Origin of the sequence: Blautia sp. OM06-15AC, assembly GCF_003481425.1 — a bacterium.
Taxonomy (GTDB): Bacteria; Bacillota; Clostridia; order Lachnospirales; family Lachnospiraceae; genus Fusicatenibacter; species Fusicatenibacter saccharivorans.
In genome coordinates, this window is sequence record NZ_QULD01000005.1 from 202,962 (window position 1) to 216,843 (window position 13,882).

Below are 13,882 nucleotides of genomic sequence, written 5' to 3' on the forward strand. Positions count from 1 at the left end.
GCGTATGAAACAAATACAGATACCGGAGCAGTTATTTAGGGAACTTGTAAAATTTCATTTGCTGGATATGGAAGAAAATTTACCAAGTATAAAACAAGGATTAGAAGCGAAATTGGATGCTTTGGTAATGAGAGATTTATATTCAAAATACAAAACTGCGCCCACAGAGGAAGAACGGGAACAGGCGAGAAAAGAATATCTGGACAAACGAGGAGTGCCGGAGAAATTCCGGTGGTAATTCTTCTTTGATGATAGAAACAGGAGCGTCACACGCACCTGTAAATAACAGATAAGGCAGGAAAGGAGTGTTGCGGATGTTGAAGCAGCCGGAAAGAGAAAGCAGAAATGTGAATGCTTTATTTTATGAGATGGAGGGCAGACAGATACAAAAAATGAACAAGGTACTGGCAGACGTGGAACTGACAAAAGCAGAGGAAAAAACTCTGATATGGCTTGCCGGATGGGAAGAAAGTACCGTAGAACATCTGCTGTCAGTCATAGAAAAAGCAGCCCGAATATGGGCAGATCAAAAGGGCGGATACGCCCATAAATATAAGCGTAAGTCCGAGAAGTAATCGGATTTTGTTAAACAAAACAAGCCCTCGGCGCTTGAGAGCGAAATACACCCATCGCACAAACTTTGTTTATGCTCTGTGTATTTCGCCCTGCCGGGAGCTGTACCGCCAACAGGCGGATAAGTTCGTAAACAGGTGCCTATGCACCTACTCACAGCAAAGCTGGCGAGAGGCAGGGAAGGAGGATGCTTATAGGCAGACATTCATTTATCAGACAAAGTAAGCTGTCCGATGTGGCAGGGCGTATTGATTATATCTCCAATCCGAAACGACAGGAGTATCTCTATGAGACCTATCAGACAGAAGGGGCAACACCGGAGTTTTGGAAAAATCTTGCAAGAGAAAATCAGTTGGATTTTAAGGCGAGCGGATCGGCAGGGAAATGTATCGAAGGGCGTGAGTTTATTATTGCACTTCCCGAAAGTTTTGTTCAGTACAGGGCAGGTGATGTGGTAAGACTTTTTACGGAAACTTTCCATAAAAGATATGGTATGGAGTGTAGTGCCGCCCTTCATCATAACAAGACAAAAACGAATTATCATATCCATCTGGTATTCAGCGAACGGAAAATGTTGGAGCAGCCTGAAGTGAAGATTGCCACTCGAAATATGTTTTATGATGAGCAGGGAAAACATAGACGCACGAAAAAAGAGATTTTAGACGAGCAGGGAAATATCCGAGCAGGGTGCAGCATTATCTCGAAAGGGGAAGTTTATGAAAGTCATATCTTCACAAAAAAAGAGGAATGGTTTAAGGACAAATCATTTACTAAAGAAGTGAAGGAACTGTTTACGGATACAATTAACTGCTATGTAAAAGAAGAATCAGAAAAACTTTCTGTATTCCAGCAGGGAGGTGTTTATCTAGCAACGAAGAAAATCGGAAAGAACAATCCGAAGGCAGAGGAGATAAAGGCAGACAATGCGGCAAGGCAGGAATGGAATCGGACAGTTGATGTGGCATTAGTCGAGGGTGTTCCTGAAAAGGATATTTTGAAAATCAAGCAGGAAAAAATCACAGACAAAACCTTGCAATCTATTAGGAAACACGGTTGGCTGCCGGATATGTTCCGTCTGATTATCCGAGGTGCGAAAGACTTTTTACAGGAAGTAATTTTCAAATTTAAACTACCGCCAAAACCTGTGTCAAAGATTGATTTACAGGAGTGGAAAGATATGCAGAAGGTTATGTATGAATTGCAGAGACAGTCCATGGAGATAAAACGCACACAGCAGGATATTTCTTCTTTGAAAAAGCAACTGTCAGAGTTACGAGGGTTCTTTAAAGGCAAAGAGCGAAAATCTCTGGAAGGGCGAATTGAACTGTTAGAGGATTTGGAAAAGCGTCTGCACAGGAGTATGGAGCAGATCGTAAAACGTGAAGGGTATCCAAATGTGCAATCATTTCAGAAGGTCTATAACAAGGCAGAAAAACTGATTATGGAATACAATGAAGAACTGCGAGCATGGAAAAATCAGACGGAGCAGAAGAAAGAAAATCCGTTAGAACAGCCGAAAAAAGCAAGTGTACTGGAAAAACTACACCGCTATCAGCAGGAAGGCAGACAGCAGCCGAAACGGTCAGTTAAGAAAAAATCTATGGATAGAGAACGATAAGAAAGGTGGAAACGATTATGAAAAAAACAATATTTGAAGAAATGGGAGGAATTTATATCAGACAAGGGGATTATTTTATCCCCTGTCTTACCTTGCTGGAGGAAGAAGAACAAAGATTTATAGGCGTATGGGGACAAAGACATTTACGCTATCTGAAAGAATATCGCAGGAGTGTATATTTGAATTTACTTACAAGTGGAAAACTGAATGATTATTTGGCTGATATAGAAGAAGAGGCACAGGAACGCTTTGAAAGGATTGTAGAGCAGATGAAACAGGCACATGGGATCACGGAACAGTTAAAGGCAGAAAATCAGATGAAATGGGTAGGGAGAATGAACAATATACAATCGTGTGCAAGGGAGATTGTGGATAAAGAAATAATTTATCAATAGAGAAGGGGATATGGTGGAAAGCAAGTCTGGAAACGGCGTGATTTTTACTTTACAATGAAGGGAGTTGTTGTATAATTAGGGATGAAAAGAAATAAATTCTAAATAGTCGAGGAGGTGGACGATATGGCAGGTGTAATGATTGGTACTATAATGTGCATTTTAGGTCTATATAGTCTTATTAAAGGGAAACTTCCTTTTATAAAAAAGTATGACGGTGTAAAAAAGATAAATTTACATTCGAGAATTGAGGGGACGGCTGTATTATTAGTAGGGACTATGGTAGTCTTTCAGCATATTATACCAATTAAAACTGTTATTTTAATGATTTCTATTTTACTGATTTGTATTTTGACATTGATACTTGAAATAGTATTGAAAGCAATATAAATCAAATCCCAGTTGGTAGAGGAGATGGATTATGAAAGATAAAAGTATTTTAATTAGCGATTTAATCTATGGAAAAATTTATTTGTAAAAATATAAAATCTATTTTATAATAAACATGAGGAAGTGTTGTTAAAAATGAAAGGAGTTTGGATATGGAGTATATTTCATCATTTACATATTGTGATACAATACAGACAGAAATGACACCACAAGGTCCGCAGCAGCAGATTGTTAAACCATTGCAAGTATTAACACCAATTGCAATACCGGGCAACTTTTCGTTTGCTATTGCATGTAGTATTGCGGGATTTGACACATCGAAAGAAAATAGTGTTAAAATAATGTTTTTAGATCCAAGTAATAATGTGTTGTATGATACGGGTGATGTCAATTTTCAATTGCCAACAGAACAAATCAAGCCAAGTGGAATAGCTAGTATGCAATTTAATATTGATATAAGAAATTTGGTGTTTAGAGAAGCAGGTTTATATTCTACCAAAGTAATATTTAATAATATTGAATTAGGGGAATACAAGATACAAGTGATAGTAGGTGAATAATGATGATGGCGATAAACCGAACACGTGGAACTGCAATAGGAGGCGCACTGTTTGTAAGTTTGTTGATATCGGGAAACAGCGTTTCAACAGTTGAAGCAAATTGCTTGACAGATAAATATACAGAGATTATTCGTTCTGATACAGCAGAGATATGCCAAACTTATACGATAAAAAAGGGTATGAATTATTCTTTACCTGGATATTATATGTATAAGGCAAAAGATTTGAGTGTTGAAAATGTAGTTATGAACGAAGAAAAAATATTTAATTTAAAAAAATTAGATCAAATTGCATATTTAGAAGATGGATGGAACGGCAACACGGCGAGGGCTTTTGAAAAGCAATTGATTTCCATGGTAAGAAGAATAATTACTGCGTTAGATGTTCAGCCGGAGTTATTTCCAACAGCGTGTGATTCCGTACAATTTGAATATGAAAAAGAAAACGGTGCATATTTGGAAATTGAAATAAATTTAGAAGATACATGGGAAGTGTTTGAAGTCAGTAGTGACGGTCAAGAAAAATATTCCTCAATAGAAGCTGATGTAGAAGCTATTGCTAAGGTGGTGAATAGTTTCTATGGATAACACATTTCCTAATTGTGAGAAATTATATAGAGCAGTTTTTCCAGAATCTTATATGCAAATGTTTTGGCGAAAAGATGGAACTGTTTCATCGGCTGCATTCACGGACAAACAGGGCTTATCTGTTGAAAGAGGGGATTTTAGAGAAGATGAGAATGTAATAGAAGAGATGCGCAAATTTTTTCATGGCTGTATTATATCGCTTACAGTTGAACAGTGCAGAGATGTAGATGCAGTAATTAAGTATAAACCAAGTAAAAGAAGTGAGCATCATTCGGAAATTCATGGAAGCGAGGAAGTTCCTTTGCTAAGTAAAAGTCAGAGGAAAAAGTTAGCGGAGAGGGCAAAAATTGAATATTATGAAAAGTAACAGAGTATATTTGAGCATTTTAAATATACTCTGTTTTTTCTTGGGGAAGATTTTAATATAAAAATACTGTATGGCTCTATTTTGGCTCTAATAATTTGGTACGAGAAAAAAATCAGATAGAATTAAGAGAATATGAACATAAAACAACATAAATGTATACTAAAAAGTGCCTAGGTTATCTTATCCGCACCCGAGTTTGAATAAGGTAGAACGCCAAAAGGACCCAGTATTTATGCAACTTCCAAACAAATTTGCTTAAGTATTGGCAACGATTTGGCAACAGTTTTTCCTTATTCAATGAATAAGATTACTTTATGAGCATAAGAAAACCTTACTGATTTTCAGATATGACAACTGAAAATTGGTAAGGTTTTTTCATGCTTATTTTTTCTTTTTGCGTTTGATTTCTTTCTTTTCTTCGTTTTCCATTTCTTTTAATCCGGCGAGAAGCATATCGCTGATTTCTTGTGAAGGAACCTTAGCACGGATTTGGTGTGTATCTAGTTCCGGATATTTATAACGCCAGTTATCATATTCCTCTTTGGTGCTTTCGCCATTCTCCAGCTTTTTAGCTTCGGCGAGCCATGCACGGAGCATTTTATCCATTGAGGAATAGGTAGAATAGTCGGACTTATCCAGACGTAAGACTACTTCACCATCCATTTCGTCAATTTTCAGTCCATACATATCTTCCAATGCGAAAAAGGTATGCATAAGACCGATGTAGGTATCTATATCCGGTACGGTAAGTGCATGGGTGCTGACATCAAAGATACCAGCCATTTCTTTTACGAGATCATGCTTGGGTACTCTTGATTCTGATTCATATTGTGCCATACGGACATCAGAAGTCTTGCCAAGAAAGCCGAGGACTTCTCCAAGCTGCTTTTGTGTCATGCCTTTTCTGTTACGGAAAAATCGAATTCGTTGCCCGATTGCCATAGTAATACCTCCTGTCATGTTGTTGCCATTTATCTGTTAAGTAAAACAGAAACGTTTAAGTAGAGTATAGCATGTGTTAATGAGGATAGCAAGAAGAACTTAAATAAAAATGTTTAAGATTTTTCTGTAAACCACTTGACTTAACGGAAAATGTTTAGTATTATGCAAAACAGAGACTTAAACAAAAAAGTTAAGTTAAAACTGAATGACCATCCGAGCAGATACCATCCGGAAAAATATGCGATGACCGAAAGTGAGCGTACGAAGGGATGGAAACACGACAAAGTACCACACAAGGCAACCTGTCAGGAAGGTGTAAGGGAGAGCGGTAAACAAAATTTTGAAGAAAGGGGGAATCCACATGGAGAATAAGAACTTTATGACGGTGGATGAAGTGGCAAAGGAGCTTAATGTTTCCAAGTCCTATGCATACAAGGTTGTCAGAGAGCTGAATGCGGAAATGCAGAAGCTTGGGTATTTGACAGTTACCGGAAGAGTGAATACCAACTTCTTTCGCAAGAAGTTATGTTACAGCGAATAGAGAGGAGATGATGTTATGGCTGTATATAAAGATGGTGACAAATGGCGTGTCATTTACCGCTATACCAATTATAAGGGAGAGCGGAAACAGACACAGAAACGTGGTTTTGCAACCAAACGAGAAGCACAAGCATGGGAGAGGGAGGTGATGTTAAAAAGTGAGTCAAAGCTGGATATGACTTTTGCCAGCTTCTTTGAGATTTATGAAGCCGACAAGAAAAAACGGGTAAAGGAGAACACATGGGAGTCCAAAAGCCATATTATCCGTACCAAGATACTTCCTTATTTCGGGGAGCGTAAGATTGCGGAGATTGAGCCAAAGGATGTGATTGCCTGGCAGAATGAGCTTCTTGCCTATAAGGGAGAGAATGGGGAAGTGTATTCCCCAACTTACCTTAAAACCATCCACAGCCAGCTCAGTGCCATTTTTAATCATGCAGTAAGATATTATCATTTGCCTTCCAATCCGGCCCAGAGAGCCGGATCGATGGGAAGCGAGGAACACAAGGAAATGCTGTTCTGGACGAAAGAGGAATATCTGAAATTTGCGGATGTGATGATGGATAAGCCTGTTTCCTATTATGCGTTTGAAATGCTCTACTGGACGGGAATCCGGTGTGGGGAGCTGCTTGCCTTTACACCAAAGGACTTTAATTTCGAGCGTCAGGAGCTGACCATCAATAAGTCCTATCAGCGGTTGAATGGCAGGGATGTGATTACCACACCGAAAACCAAGAAAAGTAACCGGACAATTAAAATGCCGAAGTTTTTGTGTGAGGAAATGCAAGAGTATATTGGTATGCTGTATGAGATTGGGGAGGATGAAAGGCTGTTCCAGATTACCAAGTCGTATCTGCACCATGAGATGGACAGAGGGGCAAAGGTTGCAGGAGTCAAGCGTATCCGCATCCATGATCTTCGTCACAGTGCGATTTCACTTTTGATTGAGATGGGATTTTCTGCTTTGGCGATTGCGGAAAGGGTAGGACATGAAAGTATTGATATTACTTACCGGTATGCACATTTATTCCCGACAAAGCAGACGGAAATGGCAGATAAACTGGATGTGGAGAGAAAGGAAGGAGAAGAAGCATGGACAAGAACTTAGATTACAAGGGCAGATGGAGAAACAAGACCGTAGCATTTCGGGTATCCGAGGAAGAAGCGAAGCTCATTGATACGCAAGTAGCTTTATCTGGATTAACCAAGCAGGACTATATCATAAGGCGGTTGCAGTGCCGGGATGTGGTGGTACAGGGGAGTCCCAGAGTGTATAAGGCACTGCGCAATCAGATGGCAGATATTTATGAGGAATTGAAACGTCTGGAGCGTTGCAGTGAAGCAAATGATGAATTGCTTTACACAATCCAACTGATAGCGGAAACCATGAATGGATTGAGAGGAGAGAGTGAATGAGTGTAAAAGAAAAAGCGACTGCTCCGGTTCCATCTGTTGGCGCAGATGGGAAGCAGTCACTATGTAAAACTAACAAGGAAAGTATAGCAGATTTGCCCGATAAGGGCAATCTGCAAGCCACAAATAATCGTGGTTCCGGTGCGGAAGTTACGGCAGAGAAAAGAGATAGGATTGATGGATTAGAGACAGTATCCATGACAGAACTTTACGATACTGCTTATCCACCCAAGATACCGATTGTGGACGGACTGATCTATGCAGGTACTTATCTATTTGTGGGCGCACCAAAGGTAGGAAAATCCTTCTTTATGGCACAGCTCGGCTACCATGTAAGCATGGGGCTTGATTTGTGGGATTATCCGGTGCGGAAGGGCACGGTTTTGTATCTGGCATTAGAGGATGATTATGCAAGATTGCAGAAGCGTTTATCAAGGATGTTTGGTATGGAATGCAGTGAGAATTTCTACTTTGCCACACAGTCCAAAACTCTGAATGAGGGATTGGAAGAACAGCTTAATCAGTTTGTAAAGGTGCATACGGACGCAAGGCTGATTATCATTGATACCTTGCAGAAGGTAAGGGAAGTTGGTGGAGATAAATTCAGCTATGCCAGTGATTATGAGATTGTAACCAAGCTGAAAGCCTTTAGTGATAAGCATGGTATCTGTCTGCTGGTGGTACACCACACAAGAAAGATGGAGTCTTCTGACAGCTTTGATATGATTTCCGGCACAAACGGACTGCTTGGAGCGGCGGACGGAGCATTTGTGATGCAGAAGGAAAAGAGGACGGATAATAAGGCGGTTTTAGAGGTGGCAGGGCGTGACCAGCAAGACCAGCGACTGCTTCTCGATTTTGACAGAGAACAGTGTGTGTGGAAGCTGACAAAAGCAGAAACGGAGCTTTGGAAAGAGCCTGCTGATCCGGTGCTGGAAGCGATTGTAAAGGTGGTATCAGAGGAACAGCCACAATGGAGCGGAACCGCTTCGGAATTGTTACAGCTTTTGCCGGAGATGGATATGCAACCAAATGTTCTGACAAGAAAACTGAACGTTGGTGCAGAGAGGTTGTTTGTGGATTATGGAATCCGTTACGCAAGCAGCAGAGGGCATAGCGGACGGATGATAAAGCTGGAACTTATAAAAGAGTAAGCGTGACGATATGTGACGGTTGTGACGGTATTTTAGGTATCAGGTACGGTATAGAAAATATCGTCACCATCGTCACGACCGTCACGGAAGATGATCGAAAGGATGGATTGATAGATTGAAAAACATACAGATTTCAGAGGAACTGTTCTTCGCACTTTTGAAGTATCACTTGGTGGAAATAGATGATGTTTTACCGGAGATTAAGAAAGGCTTGGAGGACAAACTGGAAGCTATGGTAAGGCGGGATTTATATACAAAATATAAAACGGCACCAACCGAGGAAGAACGGGAAAAGGCACGGCAGGAGTATCTGGAAAAGGTAGGAATGCATCGGGATTTCAGGTGGTAGATTTTTCCCTTCGGTGTGTAGACGGGAGCGTGGCACGCTCCTGTAAATATGGTTAAGGAAAAAGCTGTGTGAGGGAACAAATGGCAGGAGCCGGACTTCTCTCACAAGCCCTCGGCGTTTGAGAGCGAAATACACCCATCGCACAAATCTTCGATTTGTACTCTGTGTATTTCGCCCTTGCAGGGGGCAAAGGTCAGCATAGCTGCCCTTACAAATGCTGTCGCATTTGTGTCCATGCCAGATACGGCAATGAGTTCGTAAACGGACACCTATGTGTCCACTCACAGTGGATAATCGCCATCAGTTTTCAAAGAAAGGGGCAATGCCTATTGTAAGAAATTCATTTATACAGATGTCAAAACTGACAAATTTAAAAGGAAGAATTAACTATATCTCTAGTCACGCAAGGCAGGAAAATTTGTACGCAGTTTATGAAACAACTGACCGTAAATTTTGGACGGAACTTGCCAAGTGCAATCAGGAGGAGTTTAAGAAAAGCGGAACGGAAGGCAAGTGCATTGAAGCAAGAGAACTGATTATTGCACTGCCGGAAAGTTTTGTGGATTATGATCCGGACAAGCTGCTGAAACTTTTTACGGAACACTTTAAACAGAATTACGGTGTGGAGTGTATCGCTGCCCTGCACCACAACAAGCGCAAGACCAACTATCATATCCATCTTATCTTTTCGGAGCGAAAGCTACTTGATGAGCCTGTGGAGAAGATTGCCACAAGGAACATGTTTTATGATGAAACCGGAAAGCATGTGCGCACCAAAAAAGAGATACTGGATGAAGCCGGACAGCTTCGAAGCGGGTGCAGAATTATTGCCAAGGGAGAAGTGTATGAGCGCAATATTTTTACCATCAAGGACAGCCGATTTAAGAGTGACAGTTTTCTTGATGAGGTAAAACGTTCCTATACAGACCTTATCAATATTTATGTGAGGGATGATAAGGAGAAGCTGAAAGTATTTGATAAGAATGGTGTGTATCTGCCCATGAAAAAGGTTGGCAAAAACAATCCAAAAGCAGAGCAGATAGAAGCGGATAATCGGGTTCGTACCATGTGGAACCAGACGGTGGACAGGGCATTAGTGAGTGGTGTGCCGGAGAAACAGATTTTGGAAGTGAAGCAGAGTGAAATCGGGCAGAAAGCAAAGGTTTCCATTCAGAAGTCGGGGAGGAATCCGGCACTGTTCAAAAGCCTAATTATGACGGCTATATATGCTTTGGAGCTTCTGATTAGTAAGGTGTTTAAAACAGCTTTGGAAAAGGCTGATAAGGTGACGGAAACGTTTGTAAAGTCAGAGCCGGAGCAGATGAAAGTTCGGGCAGTCAATGCGCTTGTGATGGCGAAAAGTGAACCGATACCGGAAATGCCGAAGAAGTCTGAGCTCGCTTCCAAGTTTCTGAGACTTGCAGACATCTATAGCAAGCTGGAGAAGCAGAATGCAGCCATTTATCAAAGGGAGCAACAGCTTGCAAGTGTTGAGAAGGAGATTGCCAGAACAAAGGGTATCTTCAAAGGAAAACAGCGCAAGGAGCTTCAGGAACAGGCAGAGCAGTTAAAAACGCAGATAGCCAATATGAAGCAGTATTTATCAAATATTGTGCAAGGATATGGTTATAAGAATGTAAAGGAGTTCTTGGTTGAATACAGAGCTTCTAAAGCAGAGTACAATGATTATCAGTCGGCAGTTGCAAGGTGGGAGCAACAGACCGGAAATAAGGCAGAGTCGGACAGCTTTAGGGCAAGGTTACAGCAGAAGCAAATGGAAGTAAAGGAGCGAGAAAATAACAGACAGAGCCACTATTACAGGAATGACAGAGGTGGCAGATAGGAGCAGATTATGAAGAAGCATATTATTGGAGAAAACGGAATAGGGTACACACTTGGGGCAGACTTGAAAGCAAGCTTTCTCGTTAACTCATCAGGTGAAAGTATGCAAGCATCCTTTCCTGCTGATGAGTTATATTATCCGGATTTAGAATTGCCGGAGGGTACGCACTATGAGATTGGAAAATATGGACGGATGCGGTGGGAGTATTTGAAAAACCACCGCAGAGGGGAATATATCAGGCTTCTTATGGACGGAAAATTAAATGAGTACCTGCATGAGGTTGATGAGGAATGTTATCAGAGAATGGAGATTCTTGTGGAGCAGATGAAAGCTGGTGCAGGGATTACGGAAGATATAAAGGCAAGTGATCAGATGAAGTGGGTAGGACTTATGAATAATGTGCGGAGTGCGGCGGAGGGGATTGTAATAAGGGAGCTGATATATGTGTGATAAGGGTGCGGGGCATAATGCTCCGCATTTATTAAATCCTAATGCGGATTAACTGATGTTATGATATAATCAGAGCAATAGACTGAAAAGGTTGAGTCACTGTAAAATTTATTGATCATTTTTAAAACTGTCTCATTGCATAGAAGTGTTTAAATGCTTATTCTTAAAGGAGGAGGTGGCAGATATGGCTAATGAAAATAAAAAGGATTTTAATGCTATGTTGCATGATAGCAAAGATATGCCAAAGTTTCAGATTATTACAGACAAAAAAAGTATTGAGAAATACGGTGGAAATAAAATGTACTTTGCTCCACCGATTGACTATGACAAGGTAATGAAACAAATTCCTTGTGGCAGAGTAATTACTGTTGGCAAAATACGGGAGCATTTTGCAAAACTAAATGGTGCAGATTTTACAGAGCCCATTACAGCAGGTATTTTTGTTTCCATTGCTGCGTGGGCAAGCTACCAACGCTCCAATGATGAAACACCATATTGGAGAACATTAAAAGCAAATGGCGAGCTAAATGAAAAATATCCCGGTGGTGTAGAAGCACAGAAAGAAAAGCTGGAAGCTGAAGGACACACAATTCTTCAAAAAGGACGCAAAAACATCAAGTATTATGTAAAGGACTATGAAAGTGTTCTTGAAGATTTGGAGTAAACAAAACTGGAATATGCGGAGGTGGTGTTTGTGGTAAGTAAGTTGAAATACGGCAATACAAATACATTTTTTGTTCGTGGAATAAACGGTAATTTGCTTGTTGATACTGACTATGCAGGAACATTGCCTGCATTTTATAGGGCGATTAAAGAGCACAACATAAAAATCAGTGATATTACTTATGTTTTGGCAACACATTACCATCCTGACCATATTGGTCTTATAAGCGAACTTATGGAACTGGGTGTAAAACTTCTGCTGATTGATACACAAGTCGAATATATTCATTTCTCTGATGAAATATTTAGTAGGGATGCACGGATGAAATATGTGCCAATAAACAAAGAAGATGCTGTTTTGGTTAAATGTAAAGAAAGCAGAGTATTTCTTCACAGCATAGGAATTGAAGGTGAAATTTTATCTACGCCAAGTCATAGTAAAGATAGTATTTCTCTCATTTTGGATGATGGATTTTGTTTTGTTGGCGATTTGGAGCCTATAGATTATCTTGACGCTTATGATAACAATGTAGAGCTTAAAGAAGATTGGAAAATTGTCATGAGTCGTAATCCTAAAGTTATTTTTTATGCACACGCAAATGAAAGAGTAGTATTGTAATCGGCAAATTCTATATTTATTTGTGAGTATAAAACGATGTCTTGATGCGATAAGCTGATAGTGAAAATCGCACCATTGGTGCGAGAAATGGAAATGGTGAGGTATATGGAAAAGAATGAAATTGTGGGATATGAGCCTTTGGTGGATGATTTAAAGCATTTAATACAGGAAAAACAGTATCATGTGTTAAAAACGATTAATTCTGAAACTATAAATTTATATTGGGAAATCGGTGAAGAGATTTATAGACAACAGCAGGAAAACGGCTGGGGAAAATCAATTGTACAAGTCTTATCAAAAGAATTGCAAAAAGAATTTCCCGGAGCTAAAGGATATTCAGCAGCAAATTTATGGAGAATGCGAAATTTCTATTTGACATATTGTGAATCTGAAAAACTCGCACCACTGGTGCGAGAAATTAGCTGGAGCAATAATATTGTCATTATGGAAAAATGTAAAGATGATTTGCAACGAGAATTTTATATTCAAATGGCAAAACGCTATGGCTGGACAAAGCGTGTGCTGACAAATTTTGTAGAAGCACAAACATATGAAAAATATTTATTAAATCAGACCAATTTTGACGTGACACTTCCGGCAGAACGCAGAGTACAGGCAAAATTAGCAGTTAAGGATGAATACACATTTGATTTTGCAGAGTTATCACCGGAATATTCAGAGCATGAATTGGAAATGCAGTTGGTTAATAATATTAGAGCATTTCTTATAGAAATGGGTGGGGATTTTACTTTCATAGGTAATCAGTATCACTTAGTAGTGGGAAGCAGAGATTTGTATATTGATTTATTGCTTTTTCATCGCAGACTTAGAAGTTTAGTTGCAATAGAATTGAAAATAGGCGAGTTTGAAGCGGAATATGCTGGAAAAATGCAGTTGTATTTAACCGCATTGGATGAGCAGATAAAATTACCCGACGAGAATCCGTCTATTGGTATTATTATTTGTAAGAGCAAAGACAAAACATTTGTAGAGTATGCTTTGAAACAAACGAATGCCCCGATTGGTGTTGCTACCTATCAGTTGCGAAATACAGTACCAGAAGATATGAAAGCAATGCTGCCGGATCCGGATGAGATTGCGAAACGGTTGAAAATATTTGAGGAAAAATAGTCAGTATGATTATCAGCATAGATATGTAATCAAGAGAGCGGGTGAAGTAATGAATTTGTATAGAATTATCAGTTTGGAAACATTTATAGATTTGTTACATAATAAGAGAGAACGCTATGTACGTCCGGCAACATGGGACGATAATTACGAAGGATATTTGTTTAGAAGAATTGAAAATCCCGAGGATAGACGAAAAATAATAGAGGATATGTATTATAATGTTTGTCCAAGAAATTACGTAAGTGCAAAATAATTCGACGGATTGTGTTGCCCTAAAAAATATCCCATAAT

At 39.7% G+C, this 13,882-nt stretch carries 19 protein-coding genes; 18 read left to right on the forward strand and 1 reads right to left on the reverse strand.

What is annotated here, in order from left to right; translation table 11 throughout:
* The first annotated feature begins 4 nt into the window (after positions 1–4).
* From DXB83_RS09075 to DXB83_RS09110, 8 genes are all read left to right on the forward strand, one after another.
* Positions 5–238, forward strand: a complete 234-nt coding sequence (locus DXB83_RS09075) for a complexin-2 (RefSeq protein ID WP_118697479.1) — start codon at positions 5–7, stop codon at positions 236–238.
* Between the two features lie 109 nt (positions 239–347).
* The gene (locus DXB83_RS09080) at positions 348–575 is read left to right on the forward strand and encodes a hypothetical protein (RefSeq protein ID WP_243108892.1); all 228 of its coding nucleotides are present in this window, start codon (positions 348–350) and stop codon (positions 573–575) included.
* A 185-nt stretch (positions 576–760) separates the two neighbouring features.
* Positions 761–2,191 carry a MobA/MobL family protein gene (locus tag DXB83_RS09085; protein ID WP_055066095.1) on the forward strand — a complete coding sequence of 477 codons (1,431 nt, stop codon included), beginning with the start codon at positions 761–763 and terminating at the stop codon, positions 2,189–2,191.
* 17 nt (positions 2,192–2,208) lie between these two features.
* A complete protein-coding gene (locus DXB83_RS09090) occupies positions 2,209–2,586 on the forward strand; it encodes a TnpV protein (RefSeq protein WP_117650634.1) in 378 nt (125 codons plus the stop codon).
* A gap of 123 nt (positions 2,587–2,709) precedes the next feature.
* The gene (locus tag DXB83_RS09095) at positions 2,710–2,973 is read left to right on the forward strand and encodes a hypothetical protein (RefSeq protein ID WP_117650633.1); all 264 of its coding nucleotides are present in this window, start codon (positions 2,710–2,712) and stop codon (positions 2,971–2,973) included.
* Between the two features lie 152 nt (positions 2,974–3,125).
* Positions 3,126–3,533 carry a DUF6941 family protein gene (locus DXB83_RS09100; RefSeq protein WP_117650632.1) on the forward strand — a complete coding sequence of 136 codons (408 nt, stop codon included), beginning with the start codon at positions 3,126–3,128 and terminating at the stop codon, positions 3,531–3,533.
* 2 nt (positions 3,534–3,535) lie between these two features.
* Positions 3,536–4,120, forward strand: coding sequence for a hypothetical protein (locus DXB83_RS09105; protein ID WP_117650631.1), 585 nt, complete (start codon positions 3,536–3,538; stop codon positions 4,118–4,120).
* Positions 4,113–4,487 carry a hypothetical protein gene (locus tag DXB83_RS09110; protein WP_117650630.1) on the forward strand — a complete coding sequence of 125 codons (375 nt, stop codon included), beginning with the start codon at positions 4,113–4,115 and terminating at the stop codon, positions 4,485–4,487. Before DXB83_RS09105 ends, DXB83_RS09110 begins: the two co-directional genes overlap by 8 nt.
* A gap of 381 nt (positions 4,488–4,868) precedes the next feature.
* Here DXB83_RS09110 and DXB83_RS09115 read toward each other — a convergent pair whose 3' ends face one another.
* Positions 4,869–5,429: a helix-turn-helix domain-containing protein gene (locus tag DXB83_RS09115; protein ID WP_118697480.1), complete on the reverse strand. Its 561-nt coding sequence runs from the start codon at positions 5,427–5,429 to the stop codon at positions 4,869–4,871.
* Between the two features lie 361 nt (positions 5,430–5,790).
* On the opposite strand from DXB83_RS09115, the gene DXB83_RS09125 reads away from it, so the two are divergent.
* The 10 genes from DXB83_RS09125 to DXB83_RS09170 all read left to right on the forward strand — a co-directional run bounded on the left by DXB83_RS09125 (position 5,791) and on the right by DXB83_RS09170 (position 13,591).
* On the forward strand, positions 5,791–5,970 hold the full coding sequence (locus DXB83_RS09125) for an HTH domain-containing protein (protein ID WP_118697482.1): 180 nt from the start codon (positions 5,791–5,793) through the stop codon (positions 5,968–5,970).
* Between the two features lie 15 nt (positions 5,971–5,985).
* The gene (locus tag DXB83_RS09130; RefSeq protein ID WP_118697483.1) at positions 5,986–7,077 is read left to right on the forward strand and encodes a site-specific integrase; all 1,092 of its coding nucleotides are present in this window, start codon (positions 5,986–5,988) and stop codon (positions 7,075–7,077) included.
* Positions 7,062–7,385 carry a plasmid mobilization protein gene (locus DXB83_RS09135; RefSeq protein WP_118697484.1) on the forward strand — a complete coding sequence of 108 codons (324 nt, stop codon included), beginning with the start codon at positions 7,062–7,064 and terminating at the stop codon, positions 7,383–7,385. The genes DXB83_RS09130 and DXB83_RS09135 overlap by 16 nt, the downstream gene beginning before the upstream one ends.
* Complete coding sequence (locus DXB83_RS09140) at positions 7,382–8,536, forward strand: AAA family ATPase (RefSeq protein WP_118697485.1); 1,155 nt, start codon at positions 7,382–7,384, stop codon at positions 8,534–8,536. Before DXB83_RS09135 ends, DXB83_RS09140 begins: the two co-directional genes overlap by 4 nt.
* A gap of 115 nt (positions 8,537–8,651) precedes the next feature.
* Positions 8,652–8,885 carry a complexin-2 gene (locus DXB83_RS09145; protein ID WP_118697486.1) on the forward strand — a complete coding sequence of 78 codons (234 nt, stop codon included), beginning with the start codon at positions 8,652–8,654 and terminating at the stop codon, positions 8,883–8,885.
* Positions 8,886–9,213: 328 nt separating this feature from the next.
* Positions 9,214–10,728: a MobA/MobL family protein gene (locus tag DXB83_RS09150; RefSeq protein WP_442857933.1), complete on the forward strand. Its 1,515-nt coding sequence runs from the start codon at positions 9,214–9,216 to the stop codon at positions 10,726–10,728.
* A gap of 9 nt (positions 10,729–10,737) precedes the next feature.
* Entirely contained in the window at positions 10,738–11,178 is a 441-nt protein-coding gene (locus DXB83_RS09155) for a TnpV protein (protein WP_118697488.1), read from the forward strand.
* Between the two features lie 184 nt (positions 11,179–11,362).
* On the forward strand, positions 11,363–11,842 hold the full coding sequence (locus tag DXB83_RS09160; RefSeq protein WP_118697489.1) for an MGMT family protein: 480 nt from the start codon (positions 11,363–11,365) through the stop codon (positions 11,840–11,842).
* Positions 11,843–11,872: 30 nt separating this feature from the next.
* Complete coding sequence (locus tag DXB83_RS09165; protein WP_158581101.1) at positions 11,873–12,460, forward strand: MBL fold metallo-hydrolase; 588 nt, start codon at positions 11,873–11,875, stop codon at positions 12,458–12,460.
* A gap of 105 nt (positions 12,461–12,565) precedes the next feature.
* Positions 12,566–13,591, forward strand: coding sequence for a PDDEXK nuclease domain-containing protein (locus DXB83_RS09170; RefSeq protein WP_118697491.1), 1,026 nt, complete (start codon positions 12,566–12,568; stop codon positions 13,589–13,591).
* The last annotated feature ends 291 nt before the right edge of the window (positions 13,592–13,882 follow it).

Coding starts and splice junctions, on each gene's coding strand:
- DXB83_RS09160 (WP_118697489.1), top strand. CDS start 11,363: ATGGCTAATGAAAATAAAAAGGATTTTAATGCTATGTTGCATGATAGC.
- DXB83_RS09135 (WP_118697484.1), top strand. CDS start 7,062: ATGGACAAGAACTTAGATTACAAGGGCAGATGGAGAAACAAGACCGTA.
- DXB83_RS09100 (WP_117650632.1), top strand. CDS start 3,126: ATGGAGTATATTTCATCATTTACATATTGTGATACAATACAGACAGAA.
- DXB83_RS09155 (WP_118697488.1), top strand. CDS start 10,738: ATGAAGAAGCATATTATTGGAGAAAACGGAATAGGGTACACACTTGGG.
- DXB83_RS09105 (WP_117650631.1), top strand. CDS start 3,536: ATGATGGCGATAAACCGAACACGTGGAACTGCAATAGGAGGCGCACTG.
- DXB83_RS09125 (WP_118697482.1), top strand. CDS start 5,791: ATGGAGAATAAGAACTTTATGACGGTGGATGAAGTGGCAAAGGAGCTT.
- DXB83_RS09115 (WP_118697480.1), bottom strand. CDS start 5,429: ATGGCAATCGGGCAACGAATTCGATTTTTCCGTAACAGAAAAGGCATG.
- DXB83_RS09170 (WP_118697491.1), top strand. CDS start 12,566: ATGGAAAAGAATGAAATTGTGGGATATGAGCCTTTGGTGGATGATTTA.
- DXB83_RS09090 (WP_117650634.1), top strand. CDS start 2,209: ATGAAAAAAACAATATTTGAAGAAATGGGAGGAATTTATATCAGACAA.
- DXB83_RS09095 (WP_117650633.1), top strand. CDS start 2,710: ATGGCAGGTGTAATGATTGGTACTATAATGTGCATTTTAGGTCTATAT.
- DXB83_RS09130 (WP_118697483.1), top strand. CDS start 5,986: ATGGCTGTATATAAAGATGGTGACAAATGGCGTGTCATTTACCGCTAT.
- DXB83_RS09075 (WP_118697479.1), top strand. CDS start 5: ATGAAACAAATACAGATACCGGAGCAGTTATTTAGGGAACTTGTAAAA.
- DXB83_RS09110 (WP_117650630.1), top strand. CDS start 4,113: ATGGATAACACATTTCCTAATTGTGAGAAATTATATAGAGCAGTTTTT.
- DXB83_RS09140 (WP_118697485.1), top strand. CDS start 7,382: ATGAGTGTAAAAGAAAAAGCGACTGCTCCGGTTCCATCTGTTGGCGCA.
- DXB83_RS09085 (WP_055066095.1), top strand. CDS start 761: ATGCTTATAGGCAGACATTCATTTATCAGACAAAGTAAGCTGTCCGAT.